Below are 20370 nucleotides of genomic sequence, written 5' to 3' on the forward strand. Positions count from 1 at the left end.
TTCCCGGGAACCACACAGAGAAAATTATTTGCTCTAACATATTTAACAACAAATCAAATTAGGTATTATGTCAAAACTTAGATTCAGAGTAGTAGAGACAGCTTTCAAGAAAAAGGCTGTTGAGGTAGCAACACCTGCCGAACGTCCTTCGGAATACTTCGGCAAGTATGTATTCAACAAGGAAAAGATGTTCAAATACCTTCCCAGTAAGGTATACAATGCACTGATTGATGCAATTGACAACGGTGCTCCGCTAGATCGCAGCATTGCCGACGAGGTAGCTGCCGGCATGAAAAAATGGGCTATCGAAATGGGTGTCACTCATTACACGCACTGGTTTGCACCGCTGACCGAGGGTACGGCAGAAAAGCACGATGCCTTCGTTGAACATGACGGCAAAGGTGGTATGATGGAAGAATTTACAGGTAAACTGCTCGTACAGCAGGAGCCGGATGCTTCTTCTTTCCCGAATGGCGGTATCCGTAATACATTCGAAGCTCGCGGATACAGCGCATGGGACCCCTCGTCACCTGCTTTCATCGTGGATGATACACTTTGCATCCCGACTGTATTTATCGCATATACCGGTGAAGCTCTTGACTATAAAGCTCCCTTACTGAAGGCATTGCGTGCTGTAGATAAAGCAGCCGTAGCCGTATGTCAGTATTTTAATCCGGAAGTGAAAAAAGTAGTTGCTTACTTAGGATGGGAACAGGAATACTTCCTGGTAGACGAAGGATTGTATGCCGCACGTCCGGACTTACTAATGACCGGTCGTACTTTGATGGGACATGACAGTGCCAAAAACCAACAGTTGGAGGATCACTACTTCGGTGCTATCCCCACCCGCGTAGCCGCTTTCATGAAGGACCTTGAAATTGAAGCGTTAAAATTAGGTATTCCTGTTAAGACCCGTCACAACGAGGTTGCCCCGAACCAGTTCGAGTTGGCTCCTATCTTTGAAGAGTGTAACCTTGCTAATGACCATAACTTACTGATTATGTCATTAATGCGTAAGGTAAGCCGCCGTCATGGTTTCCGTGTACTGCTTCATGAAAAGCCGTTCAAAGGTGTCAATGGTTCGGGTAAACACAACAACTGGTCTTTGGGCACTGATACAGGTATCTTATTGATGGGACCGGGCAAGACTCCGGAAGACAATCTGCGTTTTGTTACATTCGTTGTCAATACATTGATGGCAGTTTATCATCATAACGGACTACTGAAAGCTTCTATCTCCAGTGCTACCAACGCCCACCGTCTGGGAGCGAATGAGGCACCTCCTGCAATTATCTCCTCTTTCCTTGGAAAACAGTTGTCGCAGGTATTGGATCATATCGAAAACAGTACGAAAGATGATTTAATCAGCCTTAGCGGTAAACAGGGAATGAAGTTGGATATTCCGCAGATTCCTGAATTACTGATCGATAATACAGACCGTAACCGTACTTCTCCATTTGCTTTCACAGGCAACCGCTTTGAGTTCCGTGCCGTAGGTTCCGAAGCAAACTGTGCTTCTGCCATGATTGCATTGAACTCGGCCGTAGCAAATCAATTGGTGAAGTTTAAAAAGGACGTGGATGCGTTGATTGAAAAGGGAGAACCCAAAGTTTCCGCCATTCTTGAAATCATCCGCGGATATATCAAAGAATGTAAAGCCATTCATTTCGACGGTAACGGTTACAGTGACGAATGGAAGAAAGAAGCTGCCCGTCGTGGACTGGATTGCGAAACCAGTGTTCCTGTTATCTTCGACAATTACCTGAAACCGGAAACAATTGCCATGTTCGAAGCTACCGGTGTAATGACCAAGAAAGAACTGGAAGCCCGTAACGAAGTGAAATGGGAAACTTATACGAAGAAGATTCAGATTGAGGCACGTGTATTGGGTGACTTGGCAATGAATCATATCATTCCGGTTGCCACTCAATACCAGACGGACTTAATTAATAATGTCTATAAGATGCAATCTCTTTTCCCGGCAGAAAAGGCAGCGAAATTGTCTGCTAAGAACCTGGAGCTTATTGAAGAGATTGCCGACCGTACAGCTTTCATCAAGGAGCATGTAGATACAATGATTGAGGCTCGTAAGGTTGCAAACAAGATAGAAAGCGAACGGGAAAAAGCCATTGCCTACCACGACACGATTGTCCCGGCACTGGAAGAAATCCGTTATCACATCGACAAGTTGGAACTGATTGTTGACAATCAGATGTGGACGCTTCCAAAATACAGGGAACTGTTATTTGTGAGATAGAAAAAAAATTATCTATTTCTTTTGTTGGTTGTTTTAAGTTTGCGGGGAGGAGTGCTGTGAAGCAGTCCTCTTCTTTTTTTTATTCGATAATCTTTGCGTCTTCAATATCATCATCGTCATGCATAACCGGAGCCTTCGGGCGGCGACGGGCAAACTTGAACCAGTTTATCAATTCGGAAAGAGAATAAACCAAACTGCTGATACCAATAATTATAAATGCAGTATTACGCGCTCCTGTCGGATTGAACAAAGCGATGATACCCGCAATAAGAATCAGCGAAGGAATCAGATAAAAAGCTCCCGGAACGGGCATCCACCGACGAGCCATCGACAAAGAAGCAATCTGTTGCACTCCTCCCATAATCAGGATAAATCCCAATAAAAACATCAAAACGTCTGCAAAGAATTCAGGCATCACAATCAGCCAAAGTCCGAATAATAAGCTACCGATTCCTTCTATCGGAAAACGGGGAGCAGCTTCACCTTCCGGTCTTTTCCGGCCGAAATAGCCAAAAAGGCTGATAACACCGGGAATCAAGAAGGCAACACCTACCGTAATGACAATATAGCTGGCAGCCGCATTGGGCCAAATCACGAGTACCAATCCAATCACAAGTGCGAAGAGAATGCGAATAAGGGAATAATTCATTGTTTTCATAAATTCTATATTTTTTAACCGAGTCTGTTCCAATACTTTTGCGAATATAAGTGTTTCTACTGATATATAAAAATAACAAATAAACATTGTAATAAGTTCGTAATAATATCGTTATGACGATTACATCTCACATTGATATTTTTGCAGAAATTTTAAACAGTTCCTTTTTCACAATGAAACAAAGCGAAATAAAAAAGAAATACCCTTATGTAGAGCGTGACATCAGTTGGATGTACTTCAACCAACGTATTCTGCTGGAAGCTGCCCGCTCCGAAGTGCCACTATTGGAACGGCTCACTTTTCTTGGGATTTATTCAAATAACCTGGATGAGTTCTTTCGTGTCCGTGTAGCTACTCTGAACCGGATTATTGAATATGCTGATAAAAACATACAGGCAGAACAAGAAACTGCCGCCTGCACTCTGAAACAAATAGGGAAGCTGCACAATCGTTACTACAAGCAGTTTGAGGAAACATTCGCTTCCATTATGGAGGAATTGAAGAAAGAGAATATCTACGTTATCAAAGATACGGAAATGACAGACGAACAGAAAGCATTCGTCACTTCTTTCTATCGCAACAAACTGAATGGTTCTACCAACCCGCTTTTCCTCAATGGAACCCGCCCGCTGGACGATCAGACAGATGAGGATATTTACCTTGCCATCCGTCTGCTGCGCAAAGATGAAACGGGAAAGATAAAGGAGAAAGACTATGCAGTGATTGAACTGCCGACCGAAGACTTCGGCCGTTTTATTCAATTGCCTGATTCGGATGGAAAAACATATCTCATGTTTCTTGACGACGTGATCCGTTACTGTTTGCCGATGATTTTCGTCGGTATGAAGTATACAGATTATGAGGCGTACACTTTCAAATTCACTAAAGACGCCGAAATGGAAATTGACAGTGATCTGCGGACAGGGGTACTTCAGAAGATTTCCAAAGGTGTGAAAAGCCGGAAGAAAGGGGAACCGATCCGTTTCGTCTATGACGAACAAATTCCTAAAGACTTGCTGAAAAAGTTGACCGGCCGCCTGAACGTGGATAAGAATGACACGCGTGTAGCCGGAGGACGCTATCACAATTTCAAGGATTTAATGAAATTTCCGGTTTGCGGTCATCATGAACTGAAATATCCAGTTTGGGAACCTATTTTCAAGCCTGAACTGAATGGCATGGAAAGTCTGCTCACTTTGATTCGTCGGAAAGATCGTTCTTTACATTATCCTTATCATAGCTTCGATACTTTTATCCGTGTGTTGCGCGAAGCCGCTATCAGTAAAGAAGTAAAAAGCATCAAGATGACGCTTTATCGCTTGGCTAAAGAGTCCAAAGTGATAAAAGCTTTAATCTGTGCAGCCAGAAACGGGAAAAAAGTCACAGTAGTTATCGAACTGTTGGCACGTTTTGATGAAGCGTCTAATATCAACTGGAGCAAGAAAATGCAGGATGCGGGGATTCATGTTATTTTCGGAGTAGAGGGTTTGAAAATCCATTCTAAATTGCTGCATATCGGTACTCGGCACGGTGATATCGCCTGCATCAGTACAGGAAATTTCCATGAAGGAAATGCACGTATGTATACTGACTATACCATTATGACTGCTCACCGTCCCATTGTCCGGGAAGTCAATGCCGTATTCGATTTTATCGAAAAGCCTTATACTCCTGTCGATTTCAAAGAGTTGCTCGTCTCTCCCAATGATATGCGTAAACGGTTCATTGCCCTGATCAACAAAGAGATAAAAAATAAGGAACAGGGAAAAGAGGCTTATATCCTAGCTAAAGTAAATCATATTACTGACCGTGCACTTGTTGAAAAGCTATACGAAGCCTCAACAGCAGGTGTTCAAGTGGAGCTGGTAGTACGCGGTAACTGTTCTTTAGTGACAGGTGTTCCGGGTATCAGCGAGAATATACACATCAATGGCATTATCGACCGTTATCTCGAACATTCGCGCATTTTCATCTTCGCCAATGGTGGAGAAGAAAAATACTACATTGGTTCTGCCGACTGGATGCCTCGCAACCTGGATAATCGTATTGAGGTGGCGGCACCGGTCTATGATAAAGAAATCCAGGCAGATTTAAAACGAATTGTCTGCTACGGATTCCGGGATACGGCAAAAGGAAGAATTGTAGATGGTACAGGTGAGAACCGGGAAAAAGAACGGGAAGAAAACAGTGTCCCATTCCGCTCACAAGAAGAATTATATAACGAATACAAGAATACATTATGATAAGTATGAAAAAAGTTAATTATGCAGCAATAGATATAGGCTCTAATGCGGTACGACTGCTGATAAAATGTGTAAACGAGGAGAATGCGCCCGAATTAATGAGTAAGGTGCAGCTCATCCGTATTCCGTTACGGTTGGGAGAAGACGCCTTTACTGTGGGGGTTATCTCCGCAGAAAAAGAGAAGAAACTGATTCGGCTGATGAAAGCCTACAAACAATTAATGAAGATATATGATGTGGTAGACTATCGTGCGTGTGCCACCTCTGCCATGCGTGATGCACGTAATGGTAAGGATATCGTTCAGCAGATCGTCAAAAAGACGGGTATCCGTGTAGAAATCATCGACGGGCAGGAAGAAGCGCATATTGTTTACGACAATCATATCGAACAGTTATTTGCTTCAGGGCAAAATTACCTGTATGCAGATGTGGGAGGTGGTAGTACGGAAATCAATCTTATCAGCAACGGCGAACTGAAAAATTCCCGTTCATATAATATAGGTACGGTACGTATGCTTAGCGGCATGGTAAAGGAAGAAGAAAAGGAAGCTTTGCGCACTGATCTGATAGGGCTTGCCACAGAATATGCCCCTATCAGTATCATCGGTTCGGGAGGAAATATTAATAAGTTATTTCGTTTAGCGGACAAGAAAGATAAAAAAGCGTCTCTCCTACCCATCGAATCACTGCAAGATATATATGAAACATTGAAAGCCCTCTCTACCGAACAACGTATTAAACAATATAAGTTGAAACCGGACCGGGCCGATGTTATTGTTCCTGCTGCAGAAATATTTCTCGAGATAGCTACTCATGTAAAAGCTACCGGAATTATTGTACCTACCATCGGACTGTCTGACGGTATTATAGATAGCTTATACACGCAGAACATGAACAGGTCTGATTCTCCGCAATCTTGATGAATGAATATATAAAAAAACTCCTGATACCAATATATCCAGACTTAGTATCGGGAGTTTTTGTCTCATCTTGCTATAATGTATAGATTCATCTTTAAAAGAGTTAGGTATTCGGATTTTGTTCTTTATATTTGTGCAACTATATATTTGAAACAATATGGATATAAAACTTAGAATTGAGCAATCTTCGGATTATCATGAAACCGAAAACATTACACGGGAAGCATTCTGGAATCATTATTCTCCGGGATGTAACGAACATTACCTCCTTCATATTATGCGTAACCATCCTAAGTTTGTGCCGGAGCTCGATATTGTTGCAGAACATAATAACAAGATTGTCGGTAATGTTGTCTGCCTCAAATCATTTATCATGGCAGATGACGGTAACCAATATGAGGTTTTGAGCCTGGGTCCCATTTCTGTTCTCCCCGAATACCAACAGCAGGGTATCGGAGGAAAAATGATTGCACTTACCAAAAAATTAGCTTCCGAAATGGGATTTCGTGCTATTTTACTTTGTGGTGACCCGGATTATTATCTCCGACAAGGATTCATTCCTGCCGAAACATTAGGGATTCGCACTGAAGATAATATGTATGCTACTGCTCTTCATGTTTATGAATTATATGATAATGCTTTAGCCAATGCAAAAGGCCGTTATATAGAAGATGAAATATATCAGATTGATAGATCTGCTGCTAATGAGTTCGACAAACAATTTCCTCCAAAAGAAATTGAGGTTGGCACTCCGTCACAAAAACGATTTGAGCAGCTGGTAGTAATGAGAAGAAAAGCGATTTAAGGTCATTCAACCTTAAACCGCTTGGTTTGTACATCACGGGAGTTCGATCCTACCATGACATCAAATTCTCCTGGTTCGTAGATATATTCCAAGCCGGAATTATAGAATTTCAGATCATTTTCCGTGATAACGAAGTTAATGTCACGACTTTCACCACTCTTCAGGAAAATACGTTCAAAGCCTTTCAACTCCTTCACCGGACGGGCAATCTCTGCATATATATCACGAAGATATAGCTGTACTGTCTCGTAGCCGTCGTAGTTTCCTTTATTGGTAACAGTCACAGAAACCGTTAACTCACCGTTTTTAGGTAAGGTTTCCGAGCTAATATGAAGATCACTATAAACAAAGTCCGTATAACTCAAACCATATCCGAACGGATACAGAGGCTCATTACTCTCATCCAGATAATTGCTGGCATAACGATTGAATATACGATTGTCAGGATCAGGACGACCGGTATTCAGATGATTGTAGAACAATGGCAACTGTCCCACCGAACGCGGGAAGGTAGTTGTCAGTTTACCGCTTGGAGAAACTTTACCAAACAATACGTCAGCAACCGCATTCCCCGTTTCACTACCACCAAACCAGACATTCAAGATGGAATGTACATTTGTAGCCTCCCAGTTCAAAACCAAAGGACGACCCGTGAACAAAAGAAGTACGACAGGTTTGCCCGTCTTCACCAGAGCTTTTAATAAGCCTTGTTGAGCATCGGGTATCTCCAGATTGGTACGTGAAACCGATTCACCACTCATTTCCGCACACTCACCCAAAGCAGCTACAATCACATCAGCACGGGCAGCTATACGTAAAGCCTCATCCAATAATTGCCGGTTGTCTCCACGTTCAAGCAGCCGAATACCCGTAGCAGCTTTTTCCGTTTCTGCATCATAATATATATTACTGCCTTTCGCATACAGTATTTCAGCCTTATCACCCGCTGCCGAACGGATTCCTTCCAGTAACGTTCCGTGCCGGGAAGGAGTACATGTCATACTCCACATTCCACACATATTATTACGTGCATCTGCCATCGGGCCGATCAGGGCAATCTTTCCTTTTATGTCCAAAGGAAGCAGATGACGATCGTTCTTCAACAGAACAAAAGTTTCAGTTGCAATCGTACGGGCGGAAGAACGATGTTCGGCCGTATAAAGTTTTTCCCGGGTACGCAGAGTATCACAATATTTATACGGATCGGAGAATAACCCCAATTTATATTTGGCTTCCAGAACACGACGACAGGCCGTATTTATCTGTTCTTCCGTCACTTTTCCTTCTTTCAGGGATTCTTCCAATGTGTTCAGAAAACCACAGGAAACCATATCCATATCTGTCCCTGCCTGCAAAGCACGTATGGAAGCTTCTTTCAGAGGGGCGACACCGTGGGAGGACATTTCGGCTATCGAATTATAATCTGTCACCAATAGTCCCCCGAAACCCCATTCATCCCGAAGCAGATCGGTCAGTAACCATTTATTGGCCGTGGCAGGAATACCGTCGACGATATTAAAAGAACTCATGACACTACCTACACCGGCATCAACGGCAGCTTTATAAGGAGCCAGATATTCGTTATACATACGCAGGCGGCTCATATCCACCACATTATAATCACGTCCTGATTCAGACGCTCCATAAAGTGCAAAATGTTTCACACAGGCAAGTATTTCATCGTTGCCCTGCATATTGTTTCCCTGATAACCACGCACATACGCTTTAGCCATTAAAGAACCCAGGTAAGGATCTTCCCCACTCCCTTCTGCGATACGTCCCCAGCGGGCGTCACGACAAATATCGACCATCGGGCTGAATGTCCAGTTAATACCGTCTGCGCTGGCTTCAATGGCAGAGATGCGTGCCATACGTTCGACGGCCAGAGTGTCCCAACTGCAAGAAAGCGCCAATGGGATCGGGAAAATAGTTTCGTAACCGTGGATAACGTCTGCACCTACAAGTAGAGGTATTTTCAACCGGCTTTCTTCTACCGCAAGGTGTTGCAGGGCATTAATTTTCTGGATCCCCTTGACATTGAAGAAGCCGCCTATTTCCTGTTTGCGAATCATATCGCTAAGTTCACCGTTCATCACCGAACCTGTCACGAGATCACCGCCCGAAGGCAGGTTCAGTTGTCCGAGTTTCTCACGGAGAGTCATCCGCTCCATTAAGTCGGTAATGAAACAGTCCATTTCATTCTCGTAATGATTCTGTGATAACAGAGTCGGTATTAATAATATATTATATATAATGCGAATCAGTATTTGATTCCTTAGTTAAAAATTAGAGTAATTAATGCGATGGCAATTTTTTCCATCGTATGTACCAGAAGTCCAGATGTAGATCTGACCTTCATCGCTCTTTGAATATTTGTTTTTTCATTCAACCAGTTGAATAATGCTTCAATGGGTTGTCTGACTTTTGAGACTGCCGTTGAAAACAAGTCTCTTGCCGCTTTCTCCCTTTTTGTTATTTCAGGTGATTCTCCTTTGATAGCTTTTACAGGAGTAAATAGCTCGAGTTTTTTGCATTCTTTCGTCTCTTTATAGAATGGTATATCCGAATATATTTTATCGGCATATATTTCTCTATTGTTCAGATTTCCCACACATTCTCTTTTGAATACAGTGGAGTCATTTTCATCAGCAGCGGAAAGTATGAGCATTTCAGGAAAAGGTATAGTTCCTTTTCTACGGAAAGCCACTGCATGGAGTTTTATTCCGAAATAATACATGTTCTTTGTCGAACAATATCCTTTGGAAGTAATCTCAGTGGCGACCTTTCCTACTTTGTTCTTTCCTGCGCAAGTAATGATAGGCATCGAGTCAACTAATGATTTCATACTGTCACAATCTTGAGGTTTGAATGAATGGATTAACTGCCTGACCAGTTCGCTGATTGCTTCCGGCATCAAATTCAATCTATAATTGAATGTTTGGTAAGAAGGCAAGTCAGGGAACCATGAAAGCAGGTATTCCTTGGTAAAGGTATGTATGTCTTTGATTTTAAAGTATTGTTGATAAGCTCCACAGAACAGATATACAGTAAGCAGTTCCTGATCGGTAAAGATTGGATGATTGTTATTACTGAACCTCTGGCAGTAGAACTTGAGTGAAGACTCGTAAACATCGCAGATATACATATATATTTTTATAAGTTTTAATTCTTTCTCCTTGGGAATCATAATTAGAACAATGAGTGGTTTTATTCTTCTAATATACTGATTTTCAAGGAGATTAGAAAATTAATTTATGAGATAATTAACTGAATAATAACATTTTAACAAGCGAAAAGGCTGATGTTTATCAACTGCTGATTCGCATATATAACTAAAAGACAACATCTTTTCATTCTTCTCATCATTGACATGAATTCTTTAATTAATTACCTTACTTCTAATCAGTGACTTCTTTAAACAGTTCAAATTTATCCAAAATAGGTCCTCCATTCATTCCCGGAGTAATACACAAGACACTTTGTCCTTTGGGTAAATTGATATAGATTTCTGTTTCTTCAAATTTATCATACCAACCACCTGTATTCGGACAACGGATGACCTGACGTGAATTCCCTATTTGCAAATTAAGACCCACATCTTCTCCGCTCGTATAGCGTATCTTAAATAAGTACTCACCAGCATTTTCAGTAACGACATTAAAGATCAAACTACAATTACCAAAGAAATCCTTCACCACCTCACCATTTGAAGCATAAGGGTTGGCTATAATAGAAAGAGAGCTTCCAATCATTTCGCATTTCTCTGCCTCAATCAAACTTTTTTGTTCCCAATCCCTAATATCCTTACCTTGCAGAATAGCGAGAAGAACACTATCTTTTATGGTTTTATCCGTGTTACAAAAACCAAAAATAGATTTGTAATCCCAGCATGCATAAGCAACTTTCTTTTTCTGAAATATGGAGATTAAATCTCTATACCAATTATAACGTGAAGCATGGTTTCCAAACGGTAGACAGCCGAATTCTCCACAATATAATCTTACTCCATTATCTTTAGCCACTTTTAATGCCTGTTCTATTTCATGGGCAATGGTCCTTTTACTATACATTCTTCTATAAGGAGCAACAATCTTTTTCTCTTCATCAGACAATTTCTCAAAATCCTTTTCATTAATTAAATCACCCGGATATGTCAATGCCATATCAAGTTTGGCAAAGTCTGTCCACGACGCACGATAATGGGTCAATAGATAAGGCTCATAACAATGGAATGTCAACATGATATTACGATCACCCTTAGGTATCTGCAAATCTTTTATCGTATTAACACTATTATAAGAATTAGATCCTAATATAAGCATACGCTTGGATGCTACTTCCCGTAACTCCTTTATCAGGCGCTTTGCCAGTTCATTCCAAACCCCATTTTCCGGAGCTACCGGCTCATTCAATAATTCATATGCCAGTAAACTCTCCGGATACTTTTCCAATTCCCTATTTATAAGTTTCCACAAATGAATAAACTTGTCCTGTTCAATGGGATCTGTCCATAGAGGTCTCTCATTGTTGCCAAAATGATGAGAACGAAGAATATGAAAATCAACAATTATCCGCATTTGAAACTCACGGCACCAACTAATTGCCTGATGTATCAATCCCATCGTTTCTGTATCTATATCCCCTGAAGGAGTAAATAACTGTTCTTCATCAACCGGCAAACGTAAATGATCAAATCCCATCTTTTTAAGAAAAGCTACTTCGTCCCTGCCAAACTTACTTTTCCGCAACTCACCCCTATCTTTACTTTGAGAAAGCCAGTGGCTAATATTCACTCCCCTCGTAATTTCGAAATTTGACTGTAGACTCTCCATCCGGACATTTCCCCATATTGTATGGTTAGTCCACATCACCGCAACTATAATTAATAATACTGTAACTCTCATTCGAACAATCTGATTCATCATTTTCTTTCTATCTTTACAACATTTACTTTATCCAGGTTAGGTCCTCCATTGGCTTCCGGAGTTATCACGATAGTATTTTCCCCTTTTAATAGTGTCACTGTCATTCCTGCACATTGTAACTTATTCCACCAACTACCGGATGCAGAACAATTCAGATTCTGTTGTACTCCTCCATTTACTTGAATCCGGACGGCAGCATCCACCTCACTCATATAGTAGACACTCAATTCATATAAGCCTTCCTCTTCTACCACTAAATTCAAGTTCAAACGTGCATCTCCATAAAAATTAGTAAGAAGTCGCTCGCCTGAAGCATACGGATTATCGCTCAAAGCCACTGATGTGCCACTTGAAGTTCCACTTTCGACCTCAACCATATAAGTCCCTCCGATATTGCTCTCACCCCTAAAAGGAATCAAGGGTAACCCCGCCTTGTTTCGCATATATCCCAACATAAAATTACGGAAACAATAACGGATATACTTAGGAGCAGCAACCTTATCTGAAGAGACTGTGACTACATCACCATCCCCAAATGATATATCCGATGCCGGATAGAAAACATAACATCCATTGACCAGTGTTTTTCCATCTGACAGCTCGAAATTTTGAAGCACACTATTCTTATCAATGTCCATCCAGCCACCACCTACATTTTTAAAAGTTAGTAGAACTCTACCATCCTCCATACACATTCCCTCAAAAGAAGGACTGGCGGAGATTATTTCACCATGCTCATAAGTTTGGTTCAAAGCCAAATGTGCCAGACGCATACCTACTCCTTTTTTATTTGCCGGATGTATCTGATTCTCCTCTGATAATGCAACCAAATCATTTGTACAAACCATACCAGCCGGCATAATCTCTTTCTGAACTTCATATTGGACCTCACGCAAAAGAGCAGAAACAATTCCTGTGGCTCCATTATCTTCCGGCAAAGCATACGGTGCTATCTCGGCATAATAAAAAGGCATATTTTCACCCGTCCCCAAAGAGCCTTCCCACAATGAACGCCACGATTTTACCAACTCTTTCATATTCTTCTGATATTCATACCATTTCCAGACATTCGATTCTCCTTGATACCACAGAAATCCTTTAGCTGCATACTTATGGCATGGATAAAGCATACCATTATATTTATCTCCACCGGGTAGCCATGATTCTATATCAGAACCACCCCAGGCAGCAACCACCAGTCCAACAGGAACATTCAACTTCTCCTGTAGCTCCAATGCAAAATAATAAGCAACAGCACTAAATCTTTTTACTTGTCCGGAAGAAGCAACCAGCCAGTCTCCTTTCAATTCATTTTGGGACACAGTTGCACTGTTACGTTCAACCGTCAACATACGAATTTCCGAATGTTTATCAGCATTTGTCACAGCCTCTTCCATATTATCTACAGGACATCCCTCCCAGCCTCCTAAAGGCATCTCCATATTCGACTGTCCGGAACATATCCAAACTTCCCCGATCAATATATTCCGTACAATTAATGGGGCGGAAGCACCATCATCAAACGAAAGAGTCTGCGTTTCAGGACCACCGGCAGGCGTCATAATAGACGCCTGCCATTGCCCTTTACCATCAACATTCACTACTATATCCTGCTTTATCCAAGAAGCTGATATTGTAACTGTACATTTAGGTGTAGCTTCTCCCCACAAAATTACTTTTGAGTTTTGCTGCAATACCATGTTATCACTAATCAAATGAGGCAACTTTATTGAAGTAGGAGCCTTACTCACAGGGATATCATCATTAACAGATGTCTCCGAATCTCCACACCCATAAGCGAAGCCAGCTATCCATAGAAAAAACAGAAATATATATTTTGCCATATACCTACTTACTTCTTTATTTTACAAACCTCAAATTTATCAAGGATAGGACTTCCCGTTGGTTCCGGAGTGAAAGATATTGTGTTTTTACCAGCCGAAAGATTTACGACAGTCTTTGCATCTGTAAATTCACTCCACCAACCTCCGGAGTTCGGACAAGGTATCATTTGCTTCACTCCGCCATTCACTTGGGAGTAAATCCACACGTCAGTACCACAAACATAACGAATCTTCAAATAATAAACTCCCGCCTCTTCAACAGTCACATCAAATTTTAAATTAGAATTTCCCCAAAAATGATTCACATGTTTTCCTCCTGAAGCCGCAGCGTTGTCTTCTATAATCATAGTGCCTCCGCCTTTTTCACAATCCTCTGCCTCAACAGTATAGATGGTAGTCAGTTCCGCTCCTTCTCTCCCTAACAATATATCGACTAAAGTGGCATCCTTCAATCCTCCGTCAGGAGTACAGAAACCAAAGATCGCATTGTATTCCCATGCACCATACGAAATCTCGGTTTCATTAAAAATAGAAACTAAATCACGATACCACGCATAACGTGAAGTCAGATTAGAATAAGGCAGGCAACCAAATTCACCACAATACAATTTCACTCCCTTTGCCCGAGCAGCCGTAACAGCCACATTGATGTTATTCAAAATAGATTCACGGGTATATTCCTGTTTATAGGGACGCACAATCTCCTGTTGATCGGCAGGAAGATTATTGAAATCTTCATCTCTGACCAAAAGTCCCGGATAATTCAACGGTAAATTAAGATTGGCAAAGTCTGTCCAACTAGCATGATAGTGAGTCAACAAGTAAGGCTCATAATAATGGAAAGTCAACATTATATTTTTATCTTCACTTGGTATCTGCAAATCACTTATTGTAGACACGCTATTCCACAAGTTAGAACCAATTATCAACATTCTTGCCGGGGCAACTTCACGCAATTCTGTTATCAGGCGATTCACTAACGTATTCCAAATATCACTGCTGGGAGCTACAGGTTCATTCAGTAACTCATACGCTAACATATCATCAGGATATTGTTGAAGCTTGTCATGAATTGTTTTCCACATCCGTACAAACTTATCCTGCTCTTCCTTACTAGTCCATAGAGGTTTATTATCCGCTTCATAATTATGAGACCGCAGTATATGAAAATCAAAAATTAATCTCATATTATACAATTGGCACCAATCTGCAGTTTTATATATCAGATTCAAAGTTTCTTCATCGACTTCACCTGATTCTGTAAACAACTGCTCTTCATCCACCGGTAACCGCAAATGGTCAAATCCCTGTTGACTTAAAAATATAGCATCGGTTTCCTTAAACTTATTCTTCCTTTCTTCTCCTCTTGCACTACTTTGTGAGAGCCAATTACCAATATTCACTCCTTTGTGAATTTCAAAACCAGAAAACTCTCCGCCAGTACCCGTTGAATATACATTAAGATTCACTTCCCGAGTGGTTTCATAGCTGGTAGTACTTACAACCAACTTCAAATGATAAATTCCCGGAGTCTCATTACTGTATTTAAATTCATCTCCGGTTCCCTCTTGTACTCCATCCACATACCATACAGCTTCTGCATATTCAAAAGGAGTATAAATAGCCTTTATCGTAATTGTCTCCCCCTGCTTTACATTGAGCTTTCCCAATTCCCCATTTTCACCTTTCATCGGTAATGTAGGGCTTGTCGCAATGATGCGAGGATAATTATCTGCCGAAATAGATTCTTCTGCCGCATCATCATTGCACGCGGCTATTAGTACATAAATACTAATAAAGAAAATTGATTTTATAATATTCCATGTTTTCATAATCATAGTATTTTATTCTTTGTCCCACCAAATTCTACAATTCCAGTTATCTTCTCCTCCCATTCTTCCGACTGCTTCATAATATCCGGTCGGATTATAAGTCTGCTCAAATAACGGGTACTTCAATCTTCTGGGAATAGTACGGGAGTCTTTGACTGCTGCGCCATATTCTGTTGAAGGTTTCAATACAGGATATCCCGAACGTCTCCAGTTAGAATAAGCTTCTGACGGATTAATCAAATGTAAAATCCATAATTGCTCATTGATAAACTGTAATTGTCCATCTTTATCTGATGGTAGCGGATTCCGGGACAGATAACTGGCCATTTCCGTATTGGAGACTTCTTCTCCCAGATCAAAGTTTTTCAGTAATCCCATGGCCGCCTTTACTCCATTTGAATAATGAGTCTCTACTGTTTTACTGTCATTGATGGCCGGCCAGCGTAGTTTTGCTTCTGCCAGTAAAAGTTCAGTTTCTGCATAACTCATAAAGATGGCCGGAGAATCTCCCTTTATAAATCCCTTGTTCAGTTGTGGACGACATTCCTTTCCGTAATACGTATCTCCATCCATAAATCCAGCAGGCCAATTATCCCACCAGTAGAATCCCGGTTTTATTGCTTCTATTGATTCCAGTTGCTTCGGAGCCTTCTCTATAATAAAGTCCGTCAAATCTGTTCTTAAAAATGGATCTGTTGAATCTTCGGCATAACATCTTCCTAAAATCAACAGACGGGGATCATTGGTCGTTTTTAACTTATCCCACATCGTAGTACAGAAATAACACATAGGAGCATTCTCCCGGCTACGCCACAACTGCGCCAAGCCATTACGCCTGAACTCCGTTTCGTCCCAATCCAATAAATCCATATAATGAATTAATGCATCATCTCCAACTCCCAAAAGACCCGATTCAATATTACAAATAGCAGTCATCCATTCTTCTGCAAGCTCCGGAGCTACTTTAACCAATCTCATGGCAATACGAAAGTTTAAAGTATTGGCAAATTTTCTCCACTTCTTTAGATCACCACTATAAATTATATCACCGGTCAGTTTATCAGCTTTTTCATCCAGTTGCTCCTCCGCTTCCAGAAGTTCTTTATGCATATCTTTATAAATCAGTTCCTGCTCATCAAACTTTGGGGTAACATTTCCTGTTATATACCCCTGCTCTGCCTCAAAATATGGAATATCACCATACATATCAGTCAGGATAAGAAAAAAGTAGCATTTCAGAATCCTGGCCACCGCATTTATATTTTTCTGTTCAACATCTGCCTCCGTTCTCCAAAGAATATCCGCCAGATTTTTCAGATGACAAGTATAAATACGCTCCCATGGTTGTTGAAACTGTGCATCATCAATCAGGTATTCGCCACCAAAATGCGTTGCCGACCAGTCACCTTGCAGTTGTTGAACAAAACCTGAATAATAATAGGCAAACGGTTGTTCCATCAGCCAATCACCACCCATACATAATTGTATGTAGGATAACTGTGAGTTCGGATCGATAGTCGTAGCCACTACTGGATTTTTATTAAAATCCTCATAGTCTATGCAACTACTAAATCCCATCAAAAGGACACTTAACAGCAAAGAGTGCATCCACTTTATATTCAATATTCTTTTCATAGTCGGACAATTTAAAATTTAATATTCACATTCAATCCAAAACTTCTTCTGGAAGGTAACGAACCATATTCCAAACCTATAGCAGAAGTATTATAATTTGAGTCCGGATCAATATTCGGTACATTCTTATAGATAATAAAAGGATTTCGCGCAACAAATGAAACACTTAACGACTCAACATAACGCTCTATCATTTTTTTGGGAAAGGTGTATCCGAACGTTAACTCACGCATCTTGACGTAACTATTATCATAGATAAAAGGCGAAGCTGTCTTATCACAGATATATCCCCAATAATCGTATGGAGCAATCGCTTTGGTATTTTTCACCCAAGATACATTGCCTGCGGCATCCACTTGCTTAACAACTCCTTCTGCAACATACCCACCGGTAGATTGCCAGTTTCCTTCAGCAACTCCAGCTTCCAAACGCTGTTCTTCCGATTTATGCCATTCGTCACGTCCCCTTACAGTATATGCTGCTTTACCTGATTTGGCCAAGCCACGCGCTGTCATAGAATAAATATCTGCTCCTACTTTAATATCAAAAATTGCCGATAAAGTAAATTGCTTATATCTGAAAGTAGTCGTTAGTCCCCCTGTCCAGTCCCAGGTTGCTTTCCCTAACTTTTTCATATCACTGGTTATTTCAGGCAAACCGGAATCAGCATTGATAATCACGTCTCCCTGTTCATTTCTCAAGAAGTCCTGTCCCATAATTACTCCGTATTCTTCTCCCGGAACAGCCAGTACTTTTACTCCCAGCCAACGGGCAGCTGCCAATTCCAAACTCTCGATTCCTGTTGATAAGGACTTCACTTTGTTACTATTCTTCGAAAAGTTAAAATTAAAATCCCAAGAAAAATCTTTCGTTTGAACCGGTGTCGTATTCAATGCAATCTCTACTCCCGAATTTTCTATTTCCCCTGCATTTATCAGTTTGGTACTATAACCTGATGTTACTGATGTGGCAACATTCATTATCTGGTTATTACTGTTTTGTTTATAGTAAGTAAAATCCAGTCCGATCCGGTTATTCAGAAACTTCAAATCCACTCCAATCTCAAAAGAATTGGTTTTGGATGGTTTCAAATCTTTATTAGGAATAGTACCCGTACTAATATATCCCGTTGAATAATTACCAAAGGTTTTATCCGTCATAATGTAGTTCAAATCCAACATGAAAGGGTCTGCATCACTACCGACTTGCGCCCAGGAAGCTCTTAATTTACCAAATGAAAGAATCGGATTCGGCTTAATCAATTCTGAAAACAAGAAGCTTCCACCAACTGAAGGATAAAAATAAACGTTATTGTTTACCGGCAGTGTGGACGACTGATCCCGCCTTAATGTCACATCTGCATACAATAAATCTTTCCAGGAAAGGTTTACCATTCCAAATAACGAATTAATCTCTTTACGCCAGCTACCTTCAGTAATCTCTTTTTGCAGGAAACTTTGCAGAGCCACCGTCTCATGCATTGACATATTTTTAGCTGTTATGGTATGCGACTTATTATCTACGTGATACACATTCCCTCCTAATGTAATTCCATAATTGAAGCGTTTGAAGCTATTTTGATAATTAGCTATAAACTCCACATTATAAGACTTATTTTCAAAAGTACTTTTTTGTAATTGTCCCAATAAAGTACTAGGGGTAGAATATGGAATATAATCCATAAATGAGAAGTTCACGTTCTCACCACCACCGGTCAATTTGAAATACAGATTCTTATTTACACTATATTTAAATGAAGCGACTGCAAAATACTGGTCTTTCTGTGTCGTATTCTTCATTGCATATTGCACCCAATAGGGGTTGATATTCCAGACATCTCCTCGGTTCCAGTCGTAGTAGGTTCCATCCGAATGCATATAATTATCCTTCAACCATACCTGATCAAAGTTTCCTGCCAGGTTCATCAGATTGTTAGCTACATTCGTTCTTGAGTCTGCTAATGCCGGACGGTTCTTTACATATTCATTTACGTAATTGACTTTGAAATCAACTTCCAGTTTCTCTGCAAGCTTAAAGAATGTTCTTAAATCAATCGTATTCCTGCTTATCTTGGCATTAGGCATAATATCCTTATTAGTCAGATTCGTATACGACAATCTTATGCTATTGTTCTCTTTGGCAGAACTTAGAATCAAAGAATTTGTGGCTGTAACACCTGTGTTAAAGAATCCCTTTATATTGTCTTTCCTGTATATAAAAGGACGAGTCACTCCGTCGAAATACTTAAAAGCAATTCCTTCATCGTATCTGGGTCCCCAACTGGCACAAGCCGATTTTGCATCATCATCATTCAGATTAATTCTTCCATCCCATCCCTGGCCAAATTCTGTCTGAACATCATCATATTCTGTAAGTTGCTTTTCAAAAGTAACGGTTGAGTTTACCTCCACTCCTATCGCCCTGCGATTCTGATTCTTTTGTGCCTTCTTGGTCGTTATAAGAATAACTCCATGTGCAGCACGACTACCGTACAAAGCAGAAGCAGCAGGACCTTTCAACACAGACATGGATTCAATATCATCGGGATTGATGGACGAGATTCCATCTCCCAAATCATATCCTCCATAAGCACCGGCCGAACCGAAATTAGAATTATCCAACGGTACGCCATCTACTACATAAAGAGGTTGGTTGCTACCAGTTAAAGAAGTATTACCTCTAATAATTACTCTCGTACTTCCGGCAGGACCACCAGCCGTTTGAGAAATGACCAATCCCGGAATCTTACCGGCCAATGCGTTTATAACATTGGTCTCTTTCGCTTTTTCGAGTTCTTTTCCTTTCACGTCACTGACGGCATATCCCAAAGCTTTCCTGTCACGTTTAATACCTAAAGCAGTCACTACCACTTCATCAAGTCCGGCAGTTTCCTCTTTCAATACAATATCATAGGTACGCTGTGAATTGATTTTCAGTTCTTGTTCTCTATAGCCGATATAACTTATAATGAGAACACTACCGGGAGGCAGCACGATCTCAAAATTACCATTAACATCGGTTACCGTACCATGTGTCGCATTCTTAATTTTCACAGTCGCCCCTATCAGTGCCTCTCCTTTCTCATCAGAGACTTTTCCTTTAATCTTCCAATATTGCTGTTGCTGGGAACTACCCGTGTTTTCCAGAGTAGTATTTGCATAACTTCCTTCAGACCAAAGAAAAGCCAGCAAGGCACAAGCCATTAAAAATCTTAATTTTTTCATATCGTATTAAATTTATAAGAGTTATTC

The 20370-nt window shown here is 40.7% G+C and carries 12 protein-coding genes; 4 read left to right on the plus strand and 8 right to left on the minus strand.

Features of this window, described 5'->3' with window-relative positions; genetic code table 11:
- Nucleotides 1–67 precede the first annotated feature (67 nt).
- On the plus strand, nt 68–2257 hold the full coding sequence (locus CJF29_RS14125; RefSeq protein WP_099147569.1) for a glutamine synthetase III: 2190 nt from the start codon (nt 68–70) through the stop codon (nt 2255–2257).
- 79 nt (nt 2258–2336) lie between these two features.
- Here the strand turns inward: CJF29_RS14125 and CJF29_RS14130 are convergent, their stop codons facing one another.
- Nucleotides 2337–2915, minus strand: coding sequence for an HdeD family acid-resistance protein (locus CJF29_RS14130; RefSeq protein WP_004303713.1), 579 nt, complete (start codon nt 2913–2915; stop codon nt 2337–2339).
- Nucleotides 2916–3088: 173 nt separating this feature from the next.
- Here CJF29_RS14130 and CJF29_RS14135 point away from each other — a divergent pair, with 173 nt between their 5' ends.
- From CJF29_RS14135 to CJF29_RS14145, 3 genes are all read left to right on the plus strand, one after another.
- The gene (locus CJF29_RS14135; protein ID WP_099147571.1) at nt 3089–5158 is read left to right on the plus strand and encodes an RNA degradosome polyphosphate kinase; all 2070 of its coding nucleotides are present in this window, start codon (nt 3089–3091) and stop codon (nt 5156–5158) included.
- Nucleotides 5155–6078: an exopolyphosphatase gene (locus CJF29_RS14140; protein ID WP_004300094.1), complete on the plus strand. Its 924-nt coding sequence runs from the start codon at nt 5155–5157 to the stop codon at nt 6076–6078. The genes CJF29_RS14135 and CJF29_RS14140 overlap by 4 nt, the downstream gene beginning before the upstream one ends.
- A gap of 157 nt (nt 6079–6235) precedes the next feature.
- Complete coding sequence (locus CJF29_RS14145) at nt 6236–6883, plus strand: GNAT family N-acetyltransferase (RefSeq protein WP_099147570.1); 648 nt, start codon at nt 6236–6238, stop codon at nt 6881–6883.
- Between the two features lie 2 nt (nt 6884–6885).
- Here the strand turns inward: CJF29_RS14145 and bglX are convergent, their stop codons facing one another.
- The 7 genes from bglX to CJF29_RS14180 all read right to left on the minus strand — a co-directional run bounded on the left by bglX (nt 6886) and on the right by CJF29_RS14180 (nt 20343).
- Nucleotides 6886–9138, minus strand: a complete 2253-nt coding sequence (gene bglX / locus CJF29_RS14150) for a beta-glucosidase BglX (protein ID WP_413544547.1) — start codon at nt 9136–9138, stop codon at nt 6886–6888.
- A 20-nt stretch (nt 9139–9158) separates the two neighbouring features.
- Nucleotides 9159–10028: a transposase gene (locus CJF29_RS14155; RefSeq protein ID WP_413544548.1), complete on the minus strand. Its 870-nt coding sequence runs from the start codon at nt 10026–10028 to the stop codon at nt 9159–9161.
- Between the two features lie 253 nt (nt 10029–10281).
- Nucleotides 10282–11808, minus strand: a complete 1527-nt coding sequence (locus CJF29_RS14160) for a cellulase family glycosylhydrolase (protein ID WP_099147534.1) — start codon at nt 11806–11808, stop codon at nt 10282–10284.
- The gene (locus tag CJF29_RS14165; RefSeq protein ID WP_099147535.1) at nt 11805–13652 is read right to left on the minus strand and encodes a sialate O-acetylesterase; all 1848 of its coding nucleotides are present in this window, start codon (nt 13650–13652) and stop codon (nt 11805–11807) included. Before CJF29_RS14165 ends, CJF29_RS14160 begins: the two co-directional genes overlap by 4 nt.
- 8 nt (nt 13653–13660) lie before the next feature.
- On the minus strand, nt 13661–15484 hold the full coding sequence (locus CJF29_RS14170; RefSeq protein WP_099147539.1) for a cellulase family glycosylhydrolase: 1824 nt from the start codon (nt 15482–15484) through the stop codon (nt 13661–13663).
- Between the two features lie 12 nt (nt 15485–15496).
- Nucleotides 15497–17119 (minus strand): SusD/RagB family nutrient-binding outer membrane lipoprotein, encoded by a 1623-nt coding sequence (locus CJF29_RS14175; protein ID WP_099147536.1) that lies wholly within the window; start codon nt 17117–17119, stop codon nt 15497–15499.
- Between the two features lie 11 nt (nt 17120–17130).
- Complete coding sequence (locus CJF29_RS14180; protein ID WP_099147537.1) at nt 17131–20343, minus strand: SusC/RagA family TonB-linked outer membrane protein; 3213 nt, start codon at nt 20341–20343, stop codon at nt 17131–17133.
- Nucleotides 20344–20370: the final 27 nt, after the last annotated feature.

The sequence above is a fragment of the Bacteroides celer genome, from assembly GCF_002632415.2.
Lineage (GTDB): Bacteria > Bacteroidota > Bacteroidia > Bacteroidales > Bacteroidaceae > Bacteroides.

Excerpts from the sequence above, each read along its gene's own strand:
- CJF29_RS14125 (WP_099147569.1), top strand. The coding sequence starts at position 68 with ATGTCAAAACTTAGATTCAGAGTAGTAGAGACAGCTTTCAAGAAAAAG.
- CJF29_RS14130 (WP_004303713.1), bottom strand. The coding sequence starts at position 2,915 with ATGAAAACAATGAATTATTCCCTTATTCGCATTCTCTTCGCACTTGTG.
- CJF29_RS14135 (WP_099147571.1), top strand. The coding sequence starts at position 3,089 with ATGAAACAAAGCGAAATAAAAAAGAAATACCCTTATGTAGAGCGTGAC.
- CJF29_RS14140 (WP_004300094.1), top strand. The coding sequence starts at position 5,155 with ATGATAAGTATGAAAAAAGTTAATTATGCAGCAATAGATATAGGCTCT.
- CJF29_RS14145 (WP_099147570.1), top strand. The coding sequence starts at position 6,236 with ATGGATATAAAACTTAGAATTGAGCAATCTTCGGATTATCATGAAACC.
- CJF29_RS14155 (WP_413544548.1), bottom strand. The coding sequence starts at position 10,028 with ATGTATATCTGCGATGTTTACGAGTCTTCACTCAAGTTCTACTGCCAG.
- CJF29_RS14160 (WP_099147534.1), bottom strand. The coding sequence starts at position 11,808 with ATGATGAATCAGATTGTTCGAATGAGAGTTACAGTATTATTAATTATA.
- CJF29_RS14165 (WP_099147535.1), bottom strand. The coding sequence starts at position 13,652 with ATGGCAAAATATATATTTCTGTTTTTTCTATGGATAGCTGGCTTCGCT.
- CJF29_RS14170 (WP_099147539.1), bottom strand. The coding sequence starts at position 15,484 with ATGAAAACATGGAATATTATAAAATCAATTTTCTTTATTAGTATTTAT.
- CJF29_RS14175 (WP_099147536.1), bottom strand. The coding sequence starts at position 17,119 with ATGAAAAGAATATTGAATATAAAGTGGATGCACTCTTTGCTGTTAAGT.
- CJF29_RS14180 (WP_099147537.1), bottom strand. The coding sequence starts at position 20,343 with ATGAAAAAATTAAGATTTTTAATGGCTTGTGCCTTGCTGGCTTTTCTT.